We start from the raw sequence: 20,246 nt of genomic DNA on the forward strand, positions 1-20,246 counted from the left end.
TCCACTGACAATGCCTCTCTGGATCGAGGACGAGCCTTGAGCGTGACCCGAAGTGCGGACGTTCCGCCTTGAATCCCCGCATCGCGTCACCCACACTGGATCACATCGACACCCCATTCCTGGAGGCTACATGCATCTCGAAGGCTCATGCCAGTGCGGCGCCGTGCGGTTCAGCCTGGAATCGGATTCGCCCTACCCGTTTATGCATTGCCATTGCTCGATCTGCCGCAAGACTGGCGGCGGTGGCGGATACGGGATCAATCTCGGGGGCGATGCCAGCACGCTGCGCGTGCGCGGCAAGACCCATGTCGGACGGTTTCACGCGGTAATACGCGAGCCAGGCAAGCGACCGGTGCGATCGAAGGCGTTCCGGCATTTCTGCGTGAAATGCGGCAGCCCGCTATGGCTGTGGGATCCGCGCTGGCCGGAACTGGTGCACCCGAACGCGAGCGCCATCGACACACCGCTGCCTAAGCCCCCCGAAGTCATCGAGGCAGCGCTCGATTACGCAGCCCCCTGGGTCGACGTGCCACGCGGCAAGGGACACCGGCACGCCCGCACATGGCCGGCCGAGTCTCTGCGGGAATGGCACGAACGGCATGGCCTGCTGGGCTGAAACGAAATTCGGTTGGGCCGTAAACGCAAAAAAAAACGCAAAAACCGGCGGCGCGAGCCCCTCGCACCGCCGGGCGACCGTCCACCACGACGGTCGAAAACAACGATCAGAAAGCGAGATCAGAAGCGGTGCTGCAGACCCGCCGTCACGCCGACCTGGTTATTGGCATAGCCAATATTGTCACGCGAGACACTCACGTTCTGACCATTGCGCGCCTTGGCATAGCCGGCGGACAGATAGGCCATGGTGCGTTTGGAAAGATTGTACTGGGCACGCAGCGAGAACAGGATCGGATCTGCGTCGGTGTCGCCCTTGATGTTCTGCTTGTAGATCGCGCCGTACAGCGTGAAGGCCGGCGTGAAGTCGTACGCGGCGCCCAGCCAGTACATGTCGCTGAGTTGCTTGGCGGCCGACGTCGTGAACGTCTTGCGGTAGTTCCGGTAGCCCGCGTAGACGGACAGCGAACCGAAGTCGTAGCTGGCGCCAGCGTGGATGCCCTGGATGTAGTCGACGCTGTCAGCCGGCGTGGTGCTGGTGCCCGCGCCGTTCTGGCGATCCCAGGTCAGGGCCGCGGCAAACTTGCCGGCTTCATAGCCCACGCCCAGGTCGTACTTGGACGAGCTCTTGAAGCTGCCAGGCACTTCGCCCATCGCCATCGTGCCGCCCACCTTGACCGGACCGAACTTGCCGTCGTAACGCAGCACGTTGGTGGAGCGGGAGAACATGCCGTCCTTGCGGCCGCCCGTGGCGGTGGCCGACGTGGCCCACGAATAGTTCGGCGCGTAACCCATCGGGTCGAACGGGAGCATGAAGTCATAGGTCGTGGTGAAGTCACGGCCCATGCGGATGCTGCCCAGCGTCTTGTCCTGCAGGCCCACCCAGGCGCGACGATCGAACAGCGTGTTGTCCGTGTCGAGCTTGCCGGTGTCGAGGGCAATGCCGGATTCCAGCGTGAAGATTGCCTTCAGCCCGCCGCCAAGGTCTTCAGTGCCGCGCAGACCCCAACGCGACGTGTTCTTGCCGCCCGACGTCATCTTGACCACCGAGCTGCCGGTTGGCCCTGCGTGGCTCACGTACTCGATACCCGAATCGACCAGACCGTACAGGGTCACGCTCGACTGAGCTGCTGCGCCACCCGATGCCACGCAACCCAACGTAGCCAGGGCCAATGCCTTCCGTTTCATACAAGTCTCCTTTGTCTGCTTGTAGTTGTGGAACGGCACGGATGGTATTTGGGCCTCACTTTCAGTTCGCTTTCGATTCGTGGGTATCTGCGGCGTGGGTTATGCACCACGATCGGGATTTCCCTAACTAGGCATACCTGACCCAATGCAGGTATCACTCGTCGCGCGACACTGGTTCGCCCGAGACAAGACTTAGACCTGCCCGCTGTATCCCTCCCATGCGTATCCTGCTTGCCGAAGACAATCTCAAACTGGCCGAATCGCTGGTGGATTCCCTGAGCCAGAGTGGCTTTGCCGTCGACTGCATGCATGACGGCGCCAGCGCCGATCATCTGCTGACCACGCAGGACTACGCCCTGGCCATCCTCGACATCGGCATGCCCCGCCTGGACGGTCTGGAAGTGCTGCGTCGGCTGCGTCAGCGGCGCAATCCGGTACCAGTGCTGATCCTGACCGCGCATGGCTCGGTGGAAGACCGCGTGCGCGGGCTGGACCTGGGTGCCGACGACTACCTGGCCAAACCATTCGCGCTGAACGAACTGGAGGCCCGGGCGCGCGCGCTGATCCGCCGCAGCCACGGCCATGACCGCACCGCGCTCGAATGCGGCCCGCTGCGCTATGACAGCGTGAGCCGTGCCTTCACGCTGCACGGTGAACTGCTGCAACTCACGGGGCGCGAACGCGCCGTGCTGGAAGTGCTGCTGATGCGCGATGGCCGTGCCGTCAACAAGGCCGCGCTGTCGGAGAAGATTTTCGGCATCGATGAGTCGGTCAATGCCGACGCCATCGAAATCTACGTCTACCGCCTGCGCAAGAAGCTGGAAGGCAGCGGCGTGAGCATCGTCACGCTGCGCGGGCTCGGCTATCTGCTGGAATCACGCGACACCGCCACGTCGGACGCGCGCCAATGAAAACAGGCAGCCTGAGGCTGCAGATCACACTCTGGCTGCTGATACCGCTGCTGGGGCTGCTGGCATTCGACGCGTGGCTGACCGATCGGCGCGCGATGTCCGCGGCCCACCAGGCATTTGACCGCACGCTGGCCGCATCGCTCAAGTCCATGCGCGAAGGGATTTCGCTGCGCGACGGGCGCGTCGAAGTGGAAATCCCCAATCTGGCCCTGGAAGTCTTCGATGCCGAGGATGGCTCGCGCGTCTACTACCAGATCCGCGACGAGCGTGGCACCACGATCACCGGCTATGAAGGGCTGCCGATGCCGGAAGGACCGGTGAATTCGCTCTATCGCACCCAGTTCTACGACGCCGAGTACCTTGGCGTGCCCGTCCGCATGGCAGCCATGCCACTGCCGCTGCACGACGTCCGCTCGGCCCGCACGCAAATGGTCTGGGTGCTGCTGGCCGAATCGACCGAGCCGCGCGAGCAGCTTGCCAGCGACATCCTGGTCGGCTCGCTGCTGCAGGAACTGATGCTGATCAGCCTGGCGCTGGGCATCGTCTGGCTTGGCGTGCGGCGGGGCCTGCTGCCGCTGCAACGGCTGTCCGACGCCATGTCCGCACGCGGCCCCGACGATCTGGAGCCATTGGAAGACACCGCGCTGCCGGTCGAAATGAAGCCACTGGTGGCCGCAGTGAACCAGTACGTGGCCCGGCTGCACCGCATGATAGAAGGCCGCAAGCGTTTCTTTGCCGATGCCGCGCACCAACTCAAGACGCCGTTGGCCATCATCCAGGCCGAATCGGAACTCGCACTGCGCGAGAAGGACCTGCCGAGCGTGCGCGCGCACGTCGAGCGGCTGCATGGATCCGTGCAGCAGGCCGCCAAGGAAGTCGCCCAGCTGCTGTCGCTGTCGCGGCTCGAGCCAGACAGCGGCTACGCGCCCACGCTGCGGCACCTGCGATTGGATACGCTGGCGCAGAACGTGGCGCTTGAATGGGCGCCGCTGGCCCGGCGCGCGGGGGTGGATCTGGGTTTCGAGGGTCGCGGCCCGGCCGACATCGACGGCCAGACCGAACTGCTGCAGGAACTGCTCGGGAATCTGATCGACAACGCTATCCGCTATGCGGGCGCCGGCGCGATGGTCACGGTGCGCGTCGACGGGCAACGGCTGGCCGTAGAGGACAACGGTCCCGGCGTGCCCGCGTTCGAGCGCGAGTCGATCTTCAAGCGCTTCTATCGTGGAGAGTCGAGCGCTAGCCGCGATGGCAGCGGCCTGGGGCTGTCGATCGTGCGGGAGATCGCCCGCATTCATGGCGCCGCCGTCGCGCTGGAAAGCACGCCGGGCGGCGGCCTGACCGTGGTGGTTACTTTCCCTGCGCCTGCGCTTGCGTCTGGGCCAGGGCCGGCTTCGACAGATTCCCCCGGGCGCGCTGCAGAAAGCCGATGAATTGCTCCGCTTCTTCGGCGTTGAAGCCGTTGAGCGCCTCCGATGTCACCACATCCCCCACCTCGCGCGCGGCATGCAGTGCCTGCTCCGCTTTTTCCGTCACGCTGACCATGCGCTCGCGGCGATCCGCCGGATTGGGCCGACGCACGATCCAGCCACCCTCCTCCATCCGGTCCAGCAGCCGCCCGGCTGAAATCGGCGCCACTTCCATCAGGTCCGCCAGGCAGGCCTGATTGATTTCCCCATAGTGCGTCAGACACGCAAGCGCACGGTACTGCGCACGCGTCAGGTCTAGCGTCGCGCGGGACAACTCGTCAAATCGCCTGCCGGTCAGCCGGCCAACGTCCGCCACGAGAAAGCCGAAGCGCCTTTCAAGATTTGTTTCCATCGCGCGATTATAGGGAGTCGGGGCGCTCGATCCGCTTTTCTGGCCGTCCGTAACTCGCGTGATCGCCCAAAAACGCCAGTCCATGATTATAATAAGCACGCTTATTAATCTGCGCCAGCCCTTCCAGCCCCCCCCCCCAATGTCCTCCGTGGTTTCCGGCGCGGCACAGCCAGCCGCCACCCCGCTCAACCGGCCGATGATCACCCTTTCGATCATGCTGGCCACGCTGATCCAGACGCTCGACAGCACCATCGCCAACGTGGCCCTGCCGCACATGCAGGGTACGCTTTCGGCCTCGCAGGACGAAATCACATGGGTGCTGACTTCCTACATCGTCGCCGCAGCCATCGCCACGCCGCTGACCGGCTGGCTGTCCGACCAGCTCGGCGTCAAGCGGCTGCTGGCTATCTCGATCGGCGGATTTACCGTGGCTTCGGCGCTGTGCGGGATGGCGGACTCCCTCACCCAGATCGTGGCCGCGCGGCTGCTGCAAGGGGTTTTTGGGGCGGCGCTGGTGCCGCTGTCCCAGTCGATCCTGCTCGATATCAATCCACCGTCGCGCCAGGGGCAGGCCATGGCCGTGTGGGGCATGGGCGTGATGGTCGGGCCAATTCTCGGGCCCACACTGGGCGGCTGGCTGACCGACAGCTACAACTGGCGCTGGGTGTTCTTCATCAACGTGCCGATCGGCCTGTTCGCGTTGTTCGGCGTGCTGGCCTCGCTACCGAACCGCACCCCGGCGCGCAGCATGAGATTCGACGCGTTCGGCTTCGCCACGCTGAGTCTCGCTATCGGGGCGTTGCAGGCCATGCTGGACCGCGGCGAACAACTTGACTGGTTCGGCTCGCTCGAAATCCGCGTCGAGGCGCTGATCTGCGTGATCGCCTTCGCCTACTTCCTGATCCATACGGCCACAGCCGGCGAAAAGTCGTTCTTCCGTTCCGCGCTGCTCAAGGACCGTAATTTCGTCACCGGGGCCTGTTTCATCTTCGTGATCGGCGCGGTCATGTATGCCACCCGCGCGCTGCTGCCGCCGATGCTGCAGAACCTGATGGGCTATCCGGTGGCCACCACGGGGCTGGTTACCGCGCCAAGCGGGCTGGGCACGATGATCGCGATGATGCTGGCGGGCCGGCTGCTGCGGCGCGTGGATGCGCGGCTGCTCCTGTTGGCCGGCTTCCTGATCTCCGCCTTCGCACTGTGGCAGATGATGGGCTACACCGTGGTGCTTTCGATGTCGGATATCGTCGTACCGGGCATCATCCAGGGCTTCGGCCTGGGGCTCGTGTTCGTACCGCTGTCGGCGCTGACGTTCTCCACACTGGAGCCGTCCCTGCGCGCCGATGGCACGGCCACATACAGCCTGATGCGCAATATCGGCAGCAGCATCGGCATCTCGCTGATCCAGACCATGATGACCCGCAACGCGCAGGTGGCGCACAGCGACCTGGTCACGCATATCAACCCGTACAACCCGGCGCTGCAGTCGATGCTCACGCATGGCTCGCGGATCGACATCGCGGTGCTGAACCAGACCATCAACCAGCAGGCAGCGATGATCGCCTATCTGAACGACTTCAAGGCGATGTTCATCGCCACGCTGGTGGTGGTGCCGCTGATCCTGTTGATCCGCCCCGGCGCGAAGCACGCCGACGACAGCCTGGCGCACGCGGCGATGGATTGATGAGGTCACCGGTGCGCCGACAGGCCGCAGCAACTACTCGAGCCGGATCCAGGTCGTCTTCAGGTCCTGGTACTTCTCCAGCGCGTGCAACGACTTGTCGCGCCCGAACCCCGACTGCTTGACGCCGCCGAACGGCACGGTGATGTCGCCGTCCATGTAGCAGTTGACCCAGACCAGCCCGCTACGCAGCCGGCGCGAGACACGATGCGCGCGCGACAGGTCCGACGTCCACAGCCCCGCGCCTAGCCCGTACGCCGAGTCGTTGGCCATCGCCACGGCTTCGGCCTCGGTGTCGAACACGGTCACGGCCAGCACCGGGCCGAAAATCTCCTCCTTGACGATCGACAGCGACTGCGTCGGGCACTCGAAGATCGTCGGCTGCACAAACCAGCCCCCGGAATCGGCGCGCGCGGCCTGACCGCCCGCACGCAGCCTTGCCCCCTCCCTCTGGCCGGCTTCCACATACGACATCACACGGTCGAACTGCCGCCCGTCGACGATCGCGCCCATCGCGGAGCGCGGGTCGAGCGGATCCCCCGGCTGCATGGCCGCCGCATGCGCCTCCAGCTTCGCCATGAACGTGTCGTAGATGCCGCGCTGCACGTAGAGCCGCGAGCCCGCGATGCAAATCTCCCCCTGGTTGTTGAAGATGCCGATGGCGGCGGCCAGCGCGGCGCGGTCGAGGTCCGGGCAGTCGTCGAACACGATATGCGGTGACTTGCCACCGCATTCGAGCCAGACGCGCTTGAGATTCGACTGGCCGCTATATTCCATAAACCGCTTGCCGGTAGCCGTGGAACCCGTGAACGCCAGGCAGTCGACATCGGGATGGCGGCCCAACGCCTGCCCTGCCTCTGCGCCTAACCCGGGCACCACGTTGAAGACGCCGGGCGGCACGCCAGCCTCTTCCGCCAGCGCGGCCAGGCGAATCGCGGTCAGCGGCGATTGCTCGGCCGGCTTCAGCACCACGCTGTTGCCCGCGGCCAGCGCCGGCGCCACCTTCCAGCTCGCCATCAGCAGCGGATAGTTCCACGGCACCACGGCCGCCACGACGCCAAGCGGCTCGCGCGTGATCGTGGCCAGCACCCCCGCATCGGTCGGCGCGATCTCGTCATAGACCTTGTCGATCGCCTCGGCATACCACGCATAGGTGCGAGCCGCTTCGGGGATGTCATAAAGCATGGTGTCGCCGATCGGCTTGCCCATGTCCAGCGTCTCCAGCAGCGCCAGTTCTTCCCGGTGCGTCTCGATCAGGGCCGCCAGACGCAATAGCACGGCCTTGCGCTCGCGCCGGGGCATCGCCGACCAGACCCCGGCCTCGAACGCGCGCCGGGCCGCAGCCACGGCACGGTCGACGTCCGCTGCGCCGCAGGCCGCCACACGCGCCAGTTGTTCGCCCGTGGCCGGATTGATGCAGTCGAACGTCGCGCCATCGGCCGCGCTGGTCCACTGGCCGTCGATATAAGCGTGTGCCGGAATCGGCAGCGCCCGCGCCCGGCCCCGCCAGTATTCGAGATCCTTGAGTTCGCTCATTGGTCACGCCCCTTGCCCGCCTGCGCCACCATGGCGCCAAGCAGTACGTTTGCGCCAGCCTCCAGATGCTCGGGCCGGGCGTCTTCCACCTCGTTGTGGCTGATGCCGTCCTTGCACGGCACGAAGATCATCGCGGTCGGCGCCACGCCGGCGATATACACCGCGTCGTGACCCGCGCCCGTCACGATGTCCTGATGGCTGAAACCGCGTGCCTGCGCCTCTGCCCGGACGTGGTCAACCAGCTCCGGCGCGAACGGCGTGGGCGCGAAGTACTGCACGTCCTCGATCTTCACGTCGAGCGCCGTTCCCGTGGTCTTGCCTTCGGCCAGCGCCGCGCAGGCCGCGCGGAAACGCCCATCCATCACCTTGAGTTGCTCCGCGTCCTGGTGACGCAGGTCCACCGTGAACGTCACCGCACCGGGAATCACATTGCGCGAGGCGGGGTGAACGTTGACCACGCCCACCGTACCGCGCCCATGCGGCGCGAAATCGTTGGCGATGCGGATCACCTCCTGCATCACGTGCGTGGCGCCGTAGAGCGCATCGCGCCGCAGCGGCATCGGCGTGGGGCCTGCATGAGCCTCCATGCCGGTCACGGTCACGTCATACCAGCGCAGCCCCAGCGAGCCTGTGACCACGCCGATCACGTTGTCGGCAGCCTCCAGGATCGGACCCTGCTCGATGTGGGCCTCGAAGTACGCGCCCACGGGTCGCCCGCCAACCGGCAGCTTGCCGGCATAGCCGATCGCCTCCAGTTCGTCCGCCACGCGCTTGCCCGCCGTATCCGTGGCGTTCAGGGCCACTTCCAGCGGGAACACGCCAGCGAACACGCCCGAGCCCATCATCACGGGCACGAAACGCGTGCCTTCCTCGTTGGTCCAGATGGCAAGTTCCAGCGGCGCCTCCGTCTGCACGCCGTGGTCGTTGAGCGTGCGCATCACCTCCAGACCCGCCAGCACGCCAAAGCACCCGTCGAACTTGCCGCCGGTGGGCTGCGTGTCGATGTGGCTGCCGGTCATGACAGGCGGCAGGTCATTGTTGCGGCCCGCGCGACGGCCAAAGATGTTGCCCACCTGGTCCACGGTCACCGTCAGGCCGGCATCGCGCATCCAGCCAGTCACGAGATCGCGCCCCTGTCCGTCCAGCGCGGTCAGTGCCAGCCGCGCGTTGCCGCCCTTTGGCGTCGCGCCGATGGCAGCCAGATCCATCAGGGACTGCCAGAGCCGCTGGCCGTCGATGTTCAAAGTCGTCATGTGTACTCCTGATTCATGCCATCGCAGGCACAAAGCCCGCGAGAAATGCTTCCAGCGCGATACCGATCGCATCCACTTCGTAACCGCCCTCCTGCACCACCACCGTCGGCACGCCCAGCGCGTGGATACGCTCGCCCACGCCTCGATAGGCTTCCAGCCCCACCTGCAGCACGCTGATCGGGTCGTGCTTGTACGTGTCGAAGCCAAGCGCCAGCACCAGCGCCTGCGGACGGTAGTCGCGCAGCGCATCGAGCGCGCTGTCCAGCGCCGACAGGAATCCAGCATCGCCTGTGCCGTGCGGCAGCGGGAAATTGAGGTTGTAGCCATAGCCCGCGCCATGACCGCGCTCGGTGGCGTAGCCCGTGTAAAACGGGTAGTAGCTGCTGGGGTCCGCGTGCAGCGAAATCGTCATCACGTCGGAACGCTGGTAGAAGATCTGCTGCGTGCCATCGCCATGATGGGCGTCCACGTCGAGCACGGCGACCTTGTCGAAGCGCTCCAGCAGTGTCTGCGCGGCGATCGCCGAGTTGTTGACGTAGCAGAACCCGCCTGCGCGGTCAGCGTGGGCGTGGTGGCCGGACGGCCGGCACAGCGCATAGGCCATGCCGTTGCCGTCGTGCGGCGCGCACACATGCCGCGCCGCCGCCACCGCGCTATGCGCCGAGCGCAGGATCGACTGCCAGCTATGGGGCCCGAGCGGACAGCTCAGGTCGCCGAGGTAGTAACCCGCTTCGGCAATCACGCTGCCCGATGGACACGGGCCACGCCGCGTCTTGTCGATCTTGCCGCTGTGATACGGCGAAAGGTTCGGCAGCACCTCGATGCCCGGTTCGAGCGTAGGCGTTGCCTGCGCCATCCAGCGCTCGAACGCGCTGGTCAGGAAATCGAGGTACGCCGGGCTATGCACTGTTTCCAGCGGCGCGCGGCCGTAGTCGGGCGGCGCGACGAGTTCGATACCACGGGCGTCGAGCGCCCGCTGGAGCACGGCGGCGCGAGCCGGTACGTCGGTCGGCTCGCACAGCCGGCCTGCGCGCATGAACTGCCGAGGCTGGTGCAGCAACTGGTCATCCGAGAAAAAGGCGCGCATGGTGGGAATTACGGGTGGTTCCGTCGGTTATCGTGGTGTCGCGTCGCTCAGGCGGATTGCCGCGCCAGCGCTGCGGCACGAATGCCGGAGAGCGTGACGCCGGGCGCGATGCCATCGGGTTCGTAGCGCAGCTCGATCAGCGCGGGGAGTTGCTCGCGATTGGCGAATTCCAGCGCCCGGGCAAAGGCGGGGGCGAAATCCTCATCGCGATCCACCACTTCGCCGTGGCCGTGATAAGCCTTGACCAGCTGGCTGAACTCGGGATTGTCGAAGCCGAGCGCAATCGTACGGCCCGGGAACTCGCGTTCCTGATGCGCGCGGATCGTGCCCCACATGCCGTTGTTGAAAACAAGGATCACGATGCCCAGCCGATACTGCATCGCGACGCCGAGTTCCTGCAGGTTCATCTGGAAGCAGCCATCGCCCGCGTAGCAGACCACGGTACGCGACGGATTCTCGAGCTTGGCCGAGATTGCGGCCGGCAAGCCGTAACCCATCGACCCTACCGTCGGCGCCAGGCTCGTGCCCACGCCATGGAAGCGGTGATAGGCGTGCGCGAACAGCGCATAGTTGCCCGCGCCGACAGTGATGCAGGCATCGTCCGGCACGTGGTCGCGCACGTGGCAGGCCACCCGGTTCAGGTTCAACGTGCCGGGCGCGTCCTTGGGCTCCTGCTCCGCAAGGAAGTTGGCATTGGCCGCCGTCACCGCCGTCATCGCCTCTCGGGACACCGTCTGCGCCGGAGATAGCTGAGCCACGGCCGCCGCGAACGACACCACATCGGCGGCAATCGGCAACGTCGGACGGAATACCCGGCCGAGTTCGTCCGGATCGGGATACACGTGCACCAGCTTCTGCCGTGGCTGCGGGCTTTCCACCAGCGTGTAGCCTTCCGTGGTGGCCTCGCCCATGCGCGTGCCCACGGCGATCACCAGATCCGCTTCGTGAATCCGCTGGCGCAGCGCATCGCCCATCCCCCAGCCGACGTGGCCGGCGAAGTTCGGATGTCCGTTGTCGAAGCATTCCAGACGCCGCCATGCCACACCCACGGGCAGGCCGAAGCGTTCGGCGAAGCCTTCGATCTGCCGCATGGCCGTGGGCGTCCAGCCCGAGCCCCCGACCAGCAGGAACGGCCGCTTCGCGCCCGCCAGCAAGGTGGAGAGCTTGTCGAGCGCCGCCGGCGTCGGGGCGCCGTGGACGCGCTCATAACGCGGCATGTCGGCGACCGTGGCGCGGCCCCAGAGCGTGTCCTCGGGCAACGCCAGCACCACCGGACCGGGACGCCCGCTGGTTGCCACCGCGTAGGCTCGCGCCACGAACTCGGGGATCCGGTCCGTGCGATCGATCTGGGCCACCCACTTGGCCATCTGGCCGAACATGCGACGGTAGTCGATCTCCTGGAATGCCTCGCGCTCGTAGAAGTCGTTTCCAACCTGACCGACGAACAGGATCATCGGTGTGGAGTCCTGAAACGCCGTATGCACCGCGATGCTCGCATTGGTCGCCCCCGGGCCGCGCGTGACAAAGCAGACGCCGGGCTCGCCGGTCAGCTTGCCGTAGGCCTCCGCCATGTATCCCGCGCCGCTCTCCTGCCGGCAGACGATCGGCGTGATCGCATCCTGATGGTCGTAGAGCGCGTCGATGCACGGCAGATAGCTCTCGCCCGGCACCAGGAACACGCGCTTCGTACCCTGGATGCGCAGTTGTTCGACCAGAATCTGGCCGCCATTCCGTTCGCGTGGCGCGCTCATGCCTGGTCTCCACGCTTGATTTCGATTTCGACGAACACGCATTCACCGTCATGGGCGTTGATCACGTTGTGCTCGACGCCGGCTGCCCGGTAATAGGCGCGCCCGGCCACGAGCTGGCTCGTGACCTCGCCCTCCGGCGTCTGCAGCAGCAGCGGCCCGGTGGTCATCGGCACCACCACATAGTCATAGCCATGCCGGTGATGCCCGGTTTCGGCGCCCTTGGCGAAGCGCCATTCGGTCACGGCCACACGTTCGTTGTCGACCTGGACGGTCGGTACTGCCTGGGGTCGGGTCATGTCAGTGGCTCCGTTCGGCGGGTCAGCGAGTCAGCACGTCTGCCAGGATGTCGAGGCCCTCGTTCATCACGGCGTCCTGGATGGTCAGCGGGAACAGGAAGCGAATCACGTTGCCGTACACGCCGCACGACAGCAGCAACAGGCCCTTCTCCAGCGCGCGGTTCTGCACTTCGCGGGTGAACTCCGCATCCGGGCTGCCATCGGCGCGACGGAACTCCACGGCCACCATTGCGCCGATGCCACGGACTTCGGCGATTTGCGGCACGCGCGGCTTGAGGCTGTTCAGGCGGGCCGTCAGTCGTTCGCCAAGCTCCGCGCCTCGCGCGATCAGGTTCTCGGACTCGAGCACGTCGAGCACGGCCAGCGCGGACGCCACCGCCAGCGGATTGCCGGCGTAGGTCCCGCCGAGGCCGCCCGGTGCGGGCGCATCCATGATTTCGGCACGGCCACACACGGCGGAAAGCGGCATCCCGCCGGCCAGGCTCTTGGCCATCGTCGTCAGGTCCGGCGCGACGTCGTAGTGCTCCATCGCGAACAGCTTGCCGGTGCGGCCGAAACCGGTCTGGACCTCATCGGCCACCAGCAGGATGCCGTGCTCGTCGCACACGGCGCGCAGCATCCGCACGAACTCCGGCGGCGCCACGTTGAAGCCGCCTTCGCCCTGCACCGGTTCGAAGATGATGGCTGCCACGCGGCGCGGGTCGATATCGGCCTTGAACAGGTGTTCGAGCGCGCGGCGCGAATCCTCCACCGTCACGCCATGCAACGCAGACGGGTAAGGCGCGTGGAAGACCTCGCCGGGGAACGGCCCGAAGCCGGTCTTGTAAGGGGCCACCTTGCCAGTCAGCGCCATGCCCATCATCGTGCGGCCGTGGAACCCGCCGGAGAACGCGATCACGCCGGGCCGGCCGGTGGCGGCGCGCGCGATCTTGACGGCGTTCTCCACCGCTTCCGCGCCGGTCGTGAAGAAGGCGGTCTTGCGAGCCGAGCGGCCCGGCGCGCGCTGGTTGATCTTCTCGGCCAGCTCCACATAGCTGGCGTACGGCACGATCTGGTACGCCGTATGGGTGAAGCGATTCAGTTGCGCCTGCAGCGCGGCCACCAGGCGCGGGTGGCGATGGCCCGTGTTGAGCACGGCGATGCCGGCAGCGAAGTCGATATACCGCTTGCCCTCGACATCCCAGATTTCGCTGTTCTCGGCGCGGTCGGCGTAGAAATTGCACATCACACCTACCCCACGCGGGGTAGCGGCATCCTTGCGACGGACCAGTTCGGCGTTCTTCATTGATTGGCTCCAGTGAATTCGTGGTTCTGTGTGCGGCAGACCTCAGGCCGCGACGCGAATCAGCGTCGGGTCCCAGGTCTTGCCGGGAATGGCGTCGATCAGGCGACGGGTGTAGTCGTGCTGTGGATCATCAAAAATCTGCGAAGGCGGGCCAGCTTCGACGACCCGGCCCCGGTGCATGACGATGACCTGATGGCAGATCTGCGCGGCCACGCGCAGGTCGTGCGTGATGAAGATCAGCGCGATATCGAGCCGCTTCTGCAGGTCTGCCAGCAGTTGCAGCACCTGCGCCTGTACGGAGACATCGAGCGCCGATACCGATTCGTCGGCCACCAGCAGCTTCGGCTCCAGCGCCAGGGCCCGGGCGATACCGATGCGCTGACGCTGGCCGCCCGAGAACTGGTTTGGATAGCGGTCGAACGCGGAGGCTTCCAGTCCAACCAGTTGCAGCAGTTCGCGCGCCCGCGCCTGGGCATCGCCCAGTGGCACGCCTGTGGCGACGGGGCCATCGGTGATGATGCGGCCAACCGTATGGCGCGGATTGAGCGACGCAAACGGGTCCTGAAAGATCATCTGCACGTCGCGCCGCATCGGGCGGAACTGGCGCTCGGAGAGGCGCGCAATGTCCTGGCCGTCGAACAGCATCTGGCCACCGTCGACGCCGGTCAGGCGCAGCAGGCATTTGCCGATGGTCGACTTGCCCGAGCCCGATTCGCCCACGATACCGAGCGTCTCGCCGCGCTTGACGCTGAACGACACGTCATCCACGGCGTGAGTCACGCGCTTCTTCGAGAACAGCCCGCCACCGGAAACGTAGGTCTTGCGCAGGTTTCGCACGTCGAGCACGGTGCGGTCGTCCGCATGGCCGCCGTCGCGCGCGCGGCCATGTGGCACGGCGCTGATCAGCCGCCGGGTATAGGGATGCTGCGGGTGATTGAGCACCTGCTGCGCCGTGCCGATCTCGACCAGCACGCCCTTTTCCATTACGGCCACGCGGTCGGCGATCTCGGCCACGACGCCGAAGTCGTGGGTAACGAACATCACGCCCATGCCCTTCTCGGCCTGGATGCGCCGGATCAGGGCCAGAATCTGCGCCTGGGTGGTCACGTCCAGCGCCGTGGTGGGCTCGTCCGCGATCAACAGCGTCGGCTCCAGTGCCAGCGCCATCGCGATCACCACCCGCTGACGCTGCCCGCCGGACAGCCGGAACGGATAGCTGTGCACCAGCGTGGCTGGATCGGGCAACCCGACGAACTCGAGCAGTTCCAGCACGCGCCGCTGGCAGGCTTCGCCCGGATAGGCGCGGTGCACACGCATGACTTCGGCGATCTGGTCACCAACGGTCATCACGGGATTCAGCGCGGACAACGGCTCCTGGAACACCATTGCCATGTCCTTGCCACGCATGCCGAGCAACGTGGTTTCGTCCAGCTTCAGCAGGTCGCGCCCCTGGAACAGAATCTCGCCGCGCTCAGGCTTCAGGTAGCTCGGCAGCAGGCCCATGATCGCGTTGGCGCTCATCGATTTTCCCGAGCCGGATTCCCCGACGATGCAAAGGATTTCCCCAGCGTGCAGGTCATACGAGATGTCCTTGACCGCGTGCGCGCGGTCGCCGCCTGCCGGTAGCGCGATGGAAAGATCGCGGATCGACAACAGCGGTTGTCGGGAGGAATTGGTCTGCGTCATCGTAGCGCTCCTTACTCGCCGCGGCGGCGCAGTTGCGGGTTCAGGGCATCGTTGAGCCCCTCCCCGATCAGGTTGATCGCCAGCACCGTCAGCAGGATTGCCACGCCGGGCCAGACGCTCATCCACCAGGCTTCACGGATCATGGTGCGCGCGGCGCCGATCATGAAGCCCCAGCTCATCATGTTGCGGTCGCCAAGCCCCAGGAACGACAGCGCCGACTCGGTCAGGATGGCGGTGGCCACCATGAACGACGCCGAAACGATGATCGGCGACATCGCATTGGGCAGGATTTGCGTCAGGATGATGCGCAGTGGACGCTGGCCGATCACAATCGCGGCCTGCACGAACTCACGCTGCTTCAGCGACAGGAATTCTCCGCGCACCAGGCGCGCTACTGGCGGCCACGACACGACCGAGATCGCGCCAACGATCGAGTAGATCGACGGATTGAAGATGGCCACGATCACCACTGCCATGGCCAACTGAGGAATGGTCTGGAAGAACTCGGTCACCCGCATCAGCGCGTCGTCGATCCGGCCACCGCAGTACCCCGCCACGGACCCCACGAGCACGCCGACGACCAGCGCCACCGCCGTGGAGATCACCCCGACCAGCAGCGAAACACGCGCGCCATACAGCAGCCCGGCGGTGATGTCGCGGCCCAGCATGTCCGTGCCGAACGGATAGGCCATGTCCGCGAACGGCTTCATCAGCGGTTCCGCCACCATCATCCAGGGCGACTCTTCGTAGAGCATCGGCGCGACGAAGGACACCACAACCACCGCCAGCAGCACGATCAGGCCGATCATGGCGCCGTAGTTGCGGCAATAGCGCTTGAGGAACGATTTCATGCCGTGGCCTCCTTGCCGCCGATGGCGATACGGGGGTCGATGAAGCGGTAGACCACGTCGGTCACCAGGTTGAAGAACACCACCAGCGCCGATGTCACGAAGAAGATGCCGAGCAGCAACTGGTAGTCGCGTTGCAGCAGCGCATCGAACATCAGCCGGCCAATACCAGGCCACGAGAACACGGTTTCGGTCAGCACCGCGCCACCGGCCATCTGGCCAAGCTGGATGCCAGCAAACGTGATGACGGGCAGCAGCGCGTTACGCAGCACATGCACACGAATCACGCGGCGGGCCGGCACACCCTTGGCGCGCGCGGTCTTGACGAAGTCCATGCCCATGACCTCGAGCATCGAAGCCCGCGTCAGTCGCACGTAGACAGCCATGAAGAAGCAGCCCAACGAAATCGTCGGCAGCACCAGATGGAGCGCGATATCCTGCACGCGGGCCAGTCCCGTGTATCCGGCCCCGACGCTCTCCATGCCGAAAGCAGGCAACCAGCCGAGCACCACGGAGAACAGGATGATGGCCATCAGCGAGAGCCAGAACAACGGCGTGGCGTACAGCAGCAACGCGCCGGACATCACCGCGCTGTCAATCCAGCGCCGGCGGTTTTCGTAGCGCGTTCGCGCCGCAATCACGCCCAACAGCACCCCCATCACGATCGAGAACAGGAATGCCCCGCTCATCAGCAAGAAGGTGGCCGGCAGGCGATCGAGGATCAGGTCCAGCACCGGCAGGTGGTTGCGATACGAGTAGCCGAGGTCGAGCTTCGCCACCCCCTTGAGATAGATGCCCAGTTGCGTCAGCACAGGCTGGTCCAGCCCGAACTGCTCACGCAACTGCGTCACATAGGTGGCATCGCCAGCGCCAGCTTCGCCAGCCATCACCGTGGCCGGATCGCCGGGCGCCATGCGGATCAGGAAGAAGTTGATGACGACCACGCCGATCACCACCACCAGTGCCTTGACCAGCCGGGATAGAAAGAAAGACAGAAAATTCACGATAACCTCCGCGTGCACATCCCCGTCGCTCCCCGGCAACCTGTCACCGGGGAGCCTGGCGGCGCGATCAGTTCTTCTCGATCGAGACGTTGTCGAACGACTCGTTCAGGCCAATGGCCGTGGTCACAAGGTTCTTGATGTTCTTGCGATACAGCGTCGGGAACTCGATCTCGAACAGGTTGGCATTGGCCACCTCGCTCACAAGGATCTGCTGCAGTTCGCTGTAGAGCTTCTGGCGTTCCACCGGGTCCATGGTGTTGCCGCCCTTGGCCCACAGATCGTCAGCCTTCGGGTTGCTGTAGCCCTGAACGTTCGCGAACGGCGTGCCCTTGACCATGTTGCGCGTCACGTACAGACGTTCCACGCCGAGTGCCGGATCCCCGTACTGGTACGTGTAGGTCACCGTCATGTCGTAGTCCCAGTTGCTGACCCGCGATGACCACGTACCGGCGTCGGCCGACTCGATGCTGACCTTGAACCCGATCTGCTCCAGCATTTGCTTGATGTACTCGTCCAGGCGGTCCCAGTTGGCGCCATACGACGTGGAGAGGATCTTCACCGGATACTTGCTGACGTCCACGCCAGATGCCTTGAGCTCCTCGCGCGCCTTCTTGATGCTGAAGTCGAAGTTGGGCATGTTCTTGTCGAAGAACAGCGTGCTCGACGAGAACGGGCTCACAGCCGGCTTGCCCATGCCGAAGAAGATGTTGTCGACGATCAGCTTGCGGTTCAGCGCGTGCATCACGGCGCGGCGCACGTTCACGTTATTGAACGGCGGCTTGCGCTCGTTGAGCAGCAGGCTCGTCATCGGCGCGAACATTTCCCAGCCCTTGGTCGTGTACTCGACGTTGGGCAGCGCGCGCAGGCGCTTGACGTCGACGTTGTCAACGTCGCCACCGCGCAGCACCTGCACGTCACCCTTCTCGAACGCCACCGCCCGCGATGCCGAGTCCGGGATTACGTAGAACACCAGTTCGTCCAGGTACGGCTTGCCCTTCTTCCAGTAGTTCGGGTTCTTGGCCAGCTTGATATAGGCGCCCTTCTTCCACTCCTTGAGCATGAACGGGCCAGTGCCCACCGGCTTCTGGTTGGCCGGGTTGTTGCGGTAGTCGGTGCCGTCGTAGATGTGCTTCGGCATCATCGGCATGGTGCCGGTTTCGAACATCGAGATAAACGGCGGGAACGGCTCCTTGAGCTTGATCTCGACGGTACTGTCGTTGACCGCGCGGATCGACGCCATGTACTTGTTGATCACGGCGCGCGTGCGCACATGTACCTCGCGCAACATCTTGTCGATCGAGAACACCACGTCGGCAGAGGTGAATGGTTTGCCGTCGTGCCATTTCACGCCCTGCTGGAGTTCGAACGTGTAGGTCAGGCCATCAGGCGAGATCTGCCACGACTTCGCCAGTTCTGGGCGCGGCTTCAGGTCGGGACCATAGGTCAGCAGACCTTGATAGATCTTGCCGGCGATGTACTGCGTGGGTGCCTGCGAGTTCAGCGCGCTGACCAGGATCGGCGGCTCGGGTTGCACGATGCCGGACAGCGTGCCGCCCGTGGTCTGGGCAAGCGCGGTGCCAGCCATGAGGCTGGCGGCGGCAACAAAGGCCATCGACATCAGGCTCCCCCTGATGCGCGACTGGACGCTGGCAGTGATGCGTTTCATCGGTCGTTTCCTTTTTTTGGGACAAGCGAGGGCAACGGGCAACGCCCCACCACGTGGTGGCGCATTTGCCCAGGCGGTACAGCAACGAGGGAAAACCGGTTTCTAGGTCTGGTCGGCGGCTGGCTCTACACCGCACCAGTCGTGCATGAACTGTGCGAACGTGGTCGCCACGCGCACCATGCTTTCGATCGACACCGATTCGTCGATGCCGTGGATGTTGCGAGCTTCGGGGCCGTAGCAGGTGACGGGTGTATCGAGCGTGATGCGGAAGTGACGGGCGTCGGTGGTAGCCGTGGTGGCCTGACGCTTCAGCGCATTGCCGTGGGCCTTGCGGTGCGCCTCGGCCAGCGCCAGCATCGGCGCATTATCGAGATCGAACTCGCAACCCGGCGCGTGAAAGCCTTCGTAGCGGATGTTCAGGTCAAGCGTGCTACCCAGACGCGCCAGCGCATCACGAACGCGCTGGGCAACGATGGCCTTGGCATCGTTGACATCCATCTGCGGATAGAAGCCGATGCGGATACCAAGCGTGCAGGTACACGGCACGGATGAGTTCCATTCGCCACCGTGGATCTGGCCCAGGTTGAAGTTGATCGGATGTGCGTGGTCGCGATAGGCGGCGGGCCGGTTCTCCGGCAGGTTCCATTCGGCTTCGAGACGGCGCAGGTCATCCATCACCGCGATGCCGGCCTCCACGGGATTGACGCCAGTAGTCATATACGCGGCGTGGGCGGGGCGGCCCGTCAGTTCCACATACATCCAGAACACACCCATCTGCGCGCTCATCAGGGCTTCACCCAGCGGCTCGGGGATCAGCACTGTATCGAACGAAGCGAGCTTGCCAGCGCCCACGGCGCTACGCAGCGAAGCCACCGTCGCCAGCGCGCCGTTGCCGGTGCTCTCTTCTTCCAGCACGCCGTTGAATCCGACGTTGCCGGCAGGCTGTACACCCAGTTCCTTCAGTGCCTTGAACGCGGCCAGCGCGCAGACGATGCCCGCCTTCATGTCACCTGCGCCGCGACCATAGAGCCAACCATCCTCGACATACGACTTGAACGGTGACTCGCGCCACATCGAATCGGGGCCGGTTGGCACCACGTCGAGGTGACCATTGAACAGTACCGAGCGGCCATCGCGTTCGCGCGGACGATGGGTGGCCAGCAGGTTGTAGCGTCCACCATCGGGACAGCACGGCGTGGAGAACAGCGGCATGTCTTTCAGCTGCGCCGTGTTCAGGACGATGCGTTCCGACTCCAGCCCAAGCTCGCGCAGCGCGCCGTCCATGAAGTCCACTGCGGGCTGCTCCGCACCCGACGGGCTCTCAGCCGCCACGAAGTCACTCAGGGTTTTCACCATGTACGGCGTGAGTGCGCGCACGGCATCGGCAATCGCCTGCGTGGTGAGCGTTGTCGATTCAGGAGACGCAACGGTGGCTGCATTCGGCATGGGGGCTCCGCGATGGGGACATCGAAAAAAAACAGCATCAGCACGGATGGAAAATTATCCGATGGTTGGTACCATCGGTAGGTCCATATCCTGTTTTTTGCCCGGAGCCACTTTGAAAGAGACGATTCTTTCCGACCTGCTGCTTCAGCGACTTGAGCGCCCCGCTGGTGCAGTC

General features: G+C 65.0%; 17 protein-coding genes. 4 read left to right on the forward strand and 13 right to left on the reverse strand.

The genetic code is table 11. The features are described from left to right. The first annotated feature begins 130 nt into the window (after positions 1 to 130). Positions 131 to 616: a GFA family protein gene (locus WD006_RS27460; protein ID WP_011516357.1), complete on the forward strand. Its 486-nt coding sequence runs from the start codon at positions 131 to 133 to the stop codon at positions 614 to 616. A gap of 119 nt (positions 617 to 735) precedes the next feature. Here WD006_RS27460 and WD006_RS27465 read toward each other — a convergent pair whose 3' ends face one another. Further along, positions 736 to 1,800 (reverse strand): porin, encoded by a 1,065-nt coding sequence (locus WD006_RS27465; RefSeq protein ID WP_008649596.1) that lies wholly within the window; start codon positions 1,798 to 1,800, stop codon positions 736 to 738. Positions 1,801 to 2,018: 218 nt separating this feature from the next. Here WD006_RS27465 and WD006_RS27470 point away from each other — a divergent pair, with 218 nt between their 5' ends. Beyond that, entirely contained in the window at positions 2,019 to 2,711 is a 693-nt protein-coding gene (locus WD006_RS27470) for a response regulator (RefSeq protein ID WP_011516356.1), read from the forward strand. After that, the gene (locus tag WD006_RS27475; protein ID WP_011516355.1) at positions 2,708 to 4,144 is read left to right on the forward strand and encodes a sensor histidine kinase; all 1,437 of its coding nucleotides are present in this window, start codon (positions 2,708 to 2,710) and stop codon (positions 4,142 to 4,144) included. Before WD006_RS27470 ends, WD006_RS27475 begins: the two co-directional genes overlap by 4 nt. On the opposite strand, the gene WD006_RS27480 is transcribed toward WD006_RS27475, so the two are convergent. Further along, positions 4,062 to 4,532 carry a MarR family winged helix-turn-helix transcriptional regulator gene (locus WD006_RS27480; RefSeq protein ID WP_011516354.1) on the reverse strand — a complete coding sequence of 157 codons (471 nt, stop codon included), beginning with the start codon at positions 4,530 to 4,532 and terminating at the stop codon, positions 4,062 to 4,064. The genes WD006_RS27475 and WD006_RS27480 overlap by 83 nt on opposite strands. Positions 4,533 to 4,671: 139 nt before the next feature. On the opposite strand from WD006_RS27480, the gene WD006_RS27485 reads away from it, so the two are divergent. Continuing rightward, positions 4,672 to 6,216 (forward strand): DHA2 family efflux MFS transporter permease subunit, encoded by a 1,545-nt coding sequence (locus WD006_RS27485; RefSeq protein ID WP_029307962.1) that lies wholly within the window; start codon positions 4,672 to 4,674, stop codon positions 6,214 to 6,216. 33 nt (positions 6,217 to 6,249) lie between these two features. Here WD006_RS27485 and WD006_RS27490 read toward each other — a convergent pair whose 3' ends face one another. The 11 genes from WD006_RS27490 to WD006_RS27540 all read right to left on the reverse strand — a co-directional run bounded on the left by WD006_RS27490 (position 6,250) and on the right by WD006_RS27540 (position 20,071). Next, positions 6,250 to 7,749 carry an aldehyde dehydrogenase gene (locus WD006_RS27490; RefSeq protein WP_011516352.1) on the reverse strand — a complete coding sequence of 500 codons (1,500 nt, stop codon included), beginning with the start codon at positions 7,747 to 7,749 and terminating at the stop codon, positions 6,250 to 6,252. Then, entirely contained in the window at positions 7,746 to 9,002 is a 1,257-nt protein-coding gene (locus WD006_RS27495; RefSeq protein WP_029307963.1) for a Zn-dependent hydrolase, read from the reverse strand. Before WD006_RS27495 ends, WD006_RS27490 begins: the two co-directional genes overlap by 4 nt. A 13-nt stretch (positions 9,003 to 9,015) precedes the next feature. Further along, on the reverse strand, positions 9,016 to 10,089 hold the full coding sequence (locus tag WD006_RS27500; protein ID WP_011516350.1) for a histone deacetylase family protein: 1,074 nt from the start codon (positions 10,087 to 10,089) through the stop codon (positions 9,016 to 9,018). Positions 10,090 to 10,136: 47 nt separating this feature from the next. After that, positions 10,137 to 11,840, reverse strand: coding sequence for a thiamine pyrophosphate-binding protein (locus WD006_RS27505; RefSeq protein WP_029307964.1), 1,704 nt, complete (start codon positions 11,838 to 11,840; stop codon positions 10,137 to 10,139). Further along, positions 11,837 to 12,136 carry a cupin domain-containing protein gene (locus tag WD006_RS27510; RefSeq protein WP_008649608.1) on the reverse strand — a complete coding sequence of 100 codons (300 nt, stop codon included), beginning with the start codon at positions 12,134 to 12,136 and terminating at the stop codon, positions 11,837 to 11,839. Before WD006_RS27510 ends, WD006_RS27505 begins: the two co-directional genes overlap by 4 nt. A gap of 22 nt (positions 12,137 to 12,158) precedes the next feature. Continuing rightward, a complete protein-coding gene (gabT, locus tag WD006_RS27515; RefSeq protein WP_029307965.1) occupies positions 12,159 to 13,421 on the reverse strand; it encodes a 4-aminobutyrate--2-oxoglutarate transaminase in 1,263 nt (420 codons plus the stop codon). Positions 13,422 to 13,463: 42 nt separating this feature from the next. Continuing rightward, positions 13,464 to 15,107 carry an ABC transporter ATP-binding protein gene (locus tag WD006_RS27520; RefSeq protein ID WP_011516346.1) on the reverse strand — a complete coding sequence of 548 codons (1,644 nt, stop codon included), beginning with the start codon at positions 15,105 to 15,107 and terminating at the stop codon, positions 13,464 to 13,466. Positions 15,108 to 15,118: 11 nt separating this feature from the next. Further along, the gene (locus tag WD006_RS27525; protein ID WP_011516345.1) at positions 15,119 to 15,958 is read right to left on the reverse strand and encodes an ABC transporter permease; all 840 of its coding nucleotides are present in this window, start codon (positions 15,956 to 15,958) and stop codon (positions 15,119 to 15,121) included. After that, entirely contained in the window at positions 15,955 to 16,959 is a 1,005-nt protein-coding gene (locus tag WD006_RS27530; RefSeq protein WP_024569757.1) for an ABC transporter permease, read from the reverse strand. Before WD006_RS27530 ends, WD006_RS27525 begins: the two co-directional genes overlap by 4 nt. A gap of 67 nt (positions 16,960 to 17,026) precedes the next feature. After that, positions 17,027 to 18,625, reverse strand: a complete 1,599-nt coding sequence (locus tag WD006_RS27535; RefSeq protein ID WP_029307966.1) for an ABC transporter substrate-binding protein — start codon at positions 18,623 to 18,625, stop codon at positions 17,027 to 17,029. Between the two features lie 102 nt (positions 18,626 to 18,727). After that, a complete protein-coding gene (locus WD006_RS27540; protein WP_029307967.1) occupies positions 18,728 to 20,071 on the reverse strand; it encodes an ArgE/DapE family deacylase in 1,344 nt (447 codons plus the stop codon). Positions 20,072 to 20,246: the final 175 nt, after the last annotated feature.

Origin of the sequence: Cupriavidus sp. Met-2 (assembly GCF_049843575.1) — a bacterium.
In the GTDB taxonomy this organism is placed as follows: Bacteria; Pseudomonadota; Gammaproteobacteria; order Burkholderiales; family Burkholderiaceae; genus Cupriavidus; species Cupriavidus metallidurans.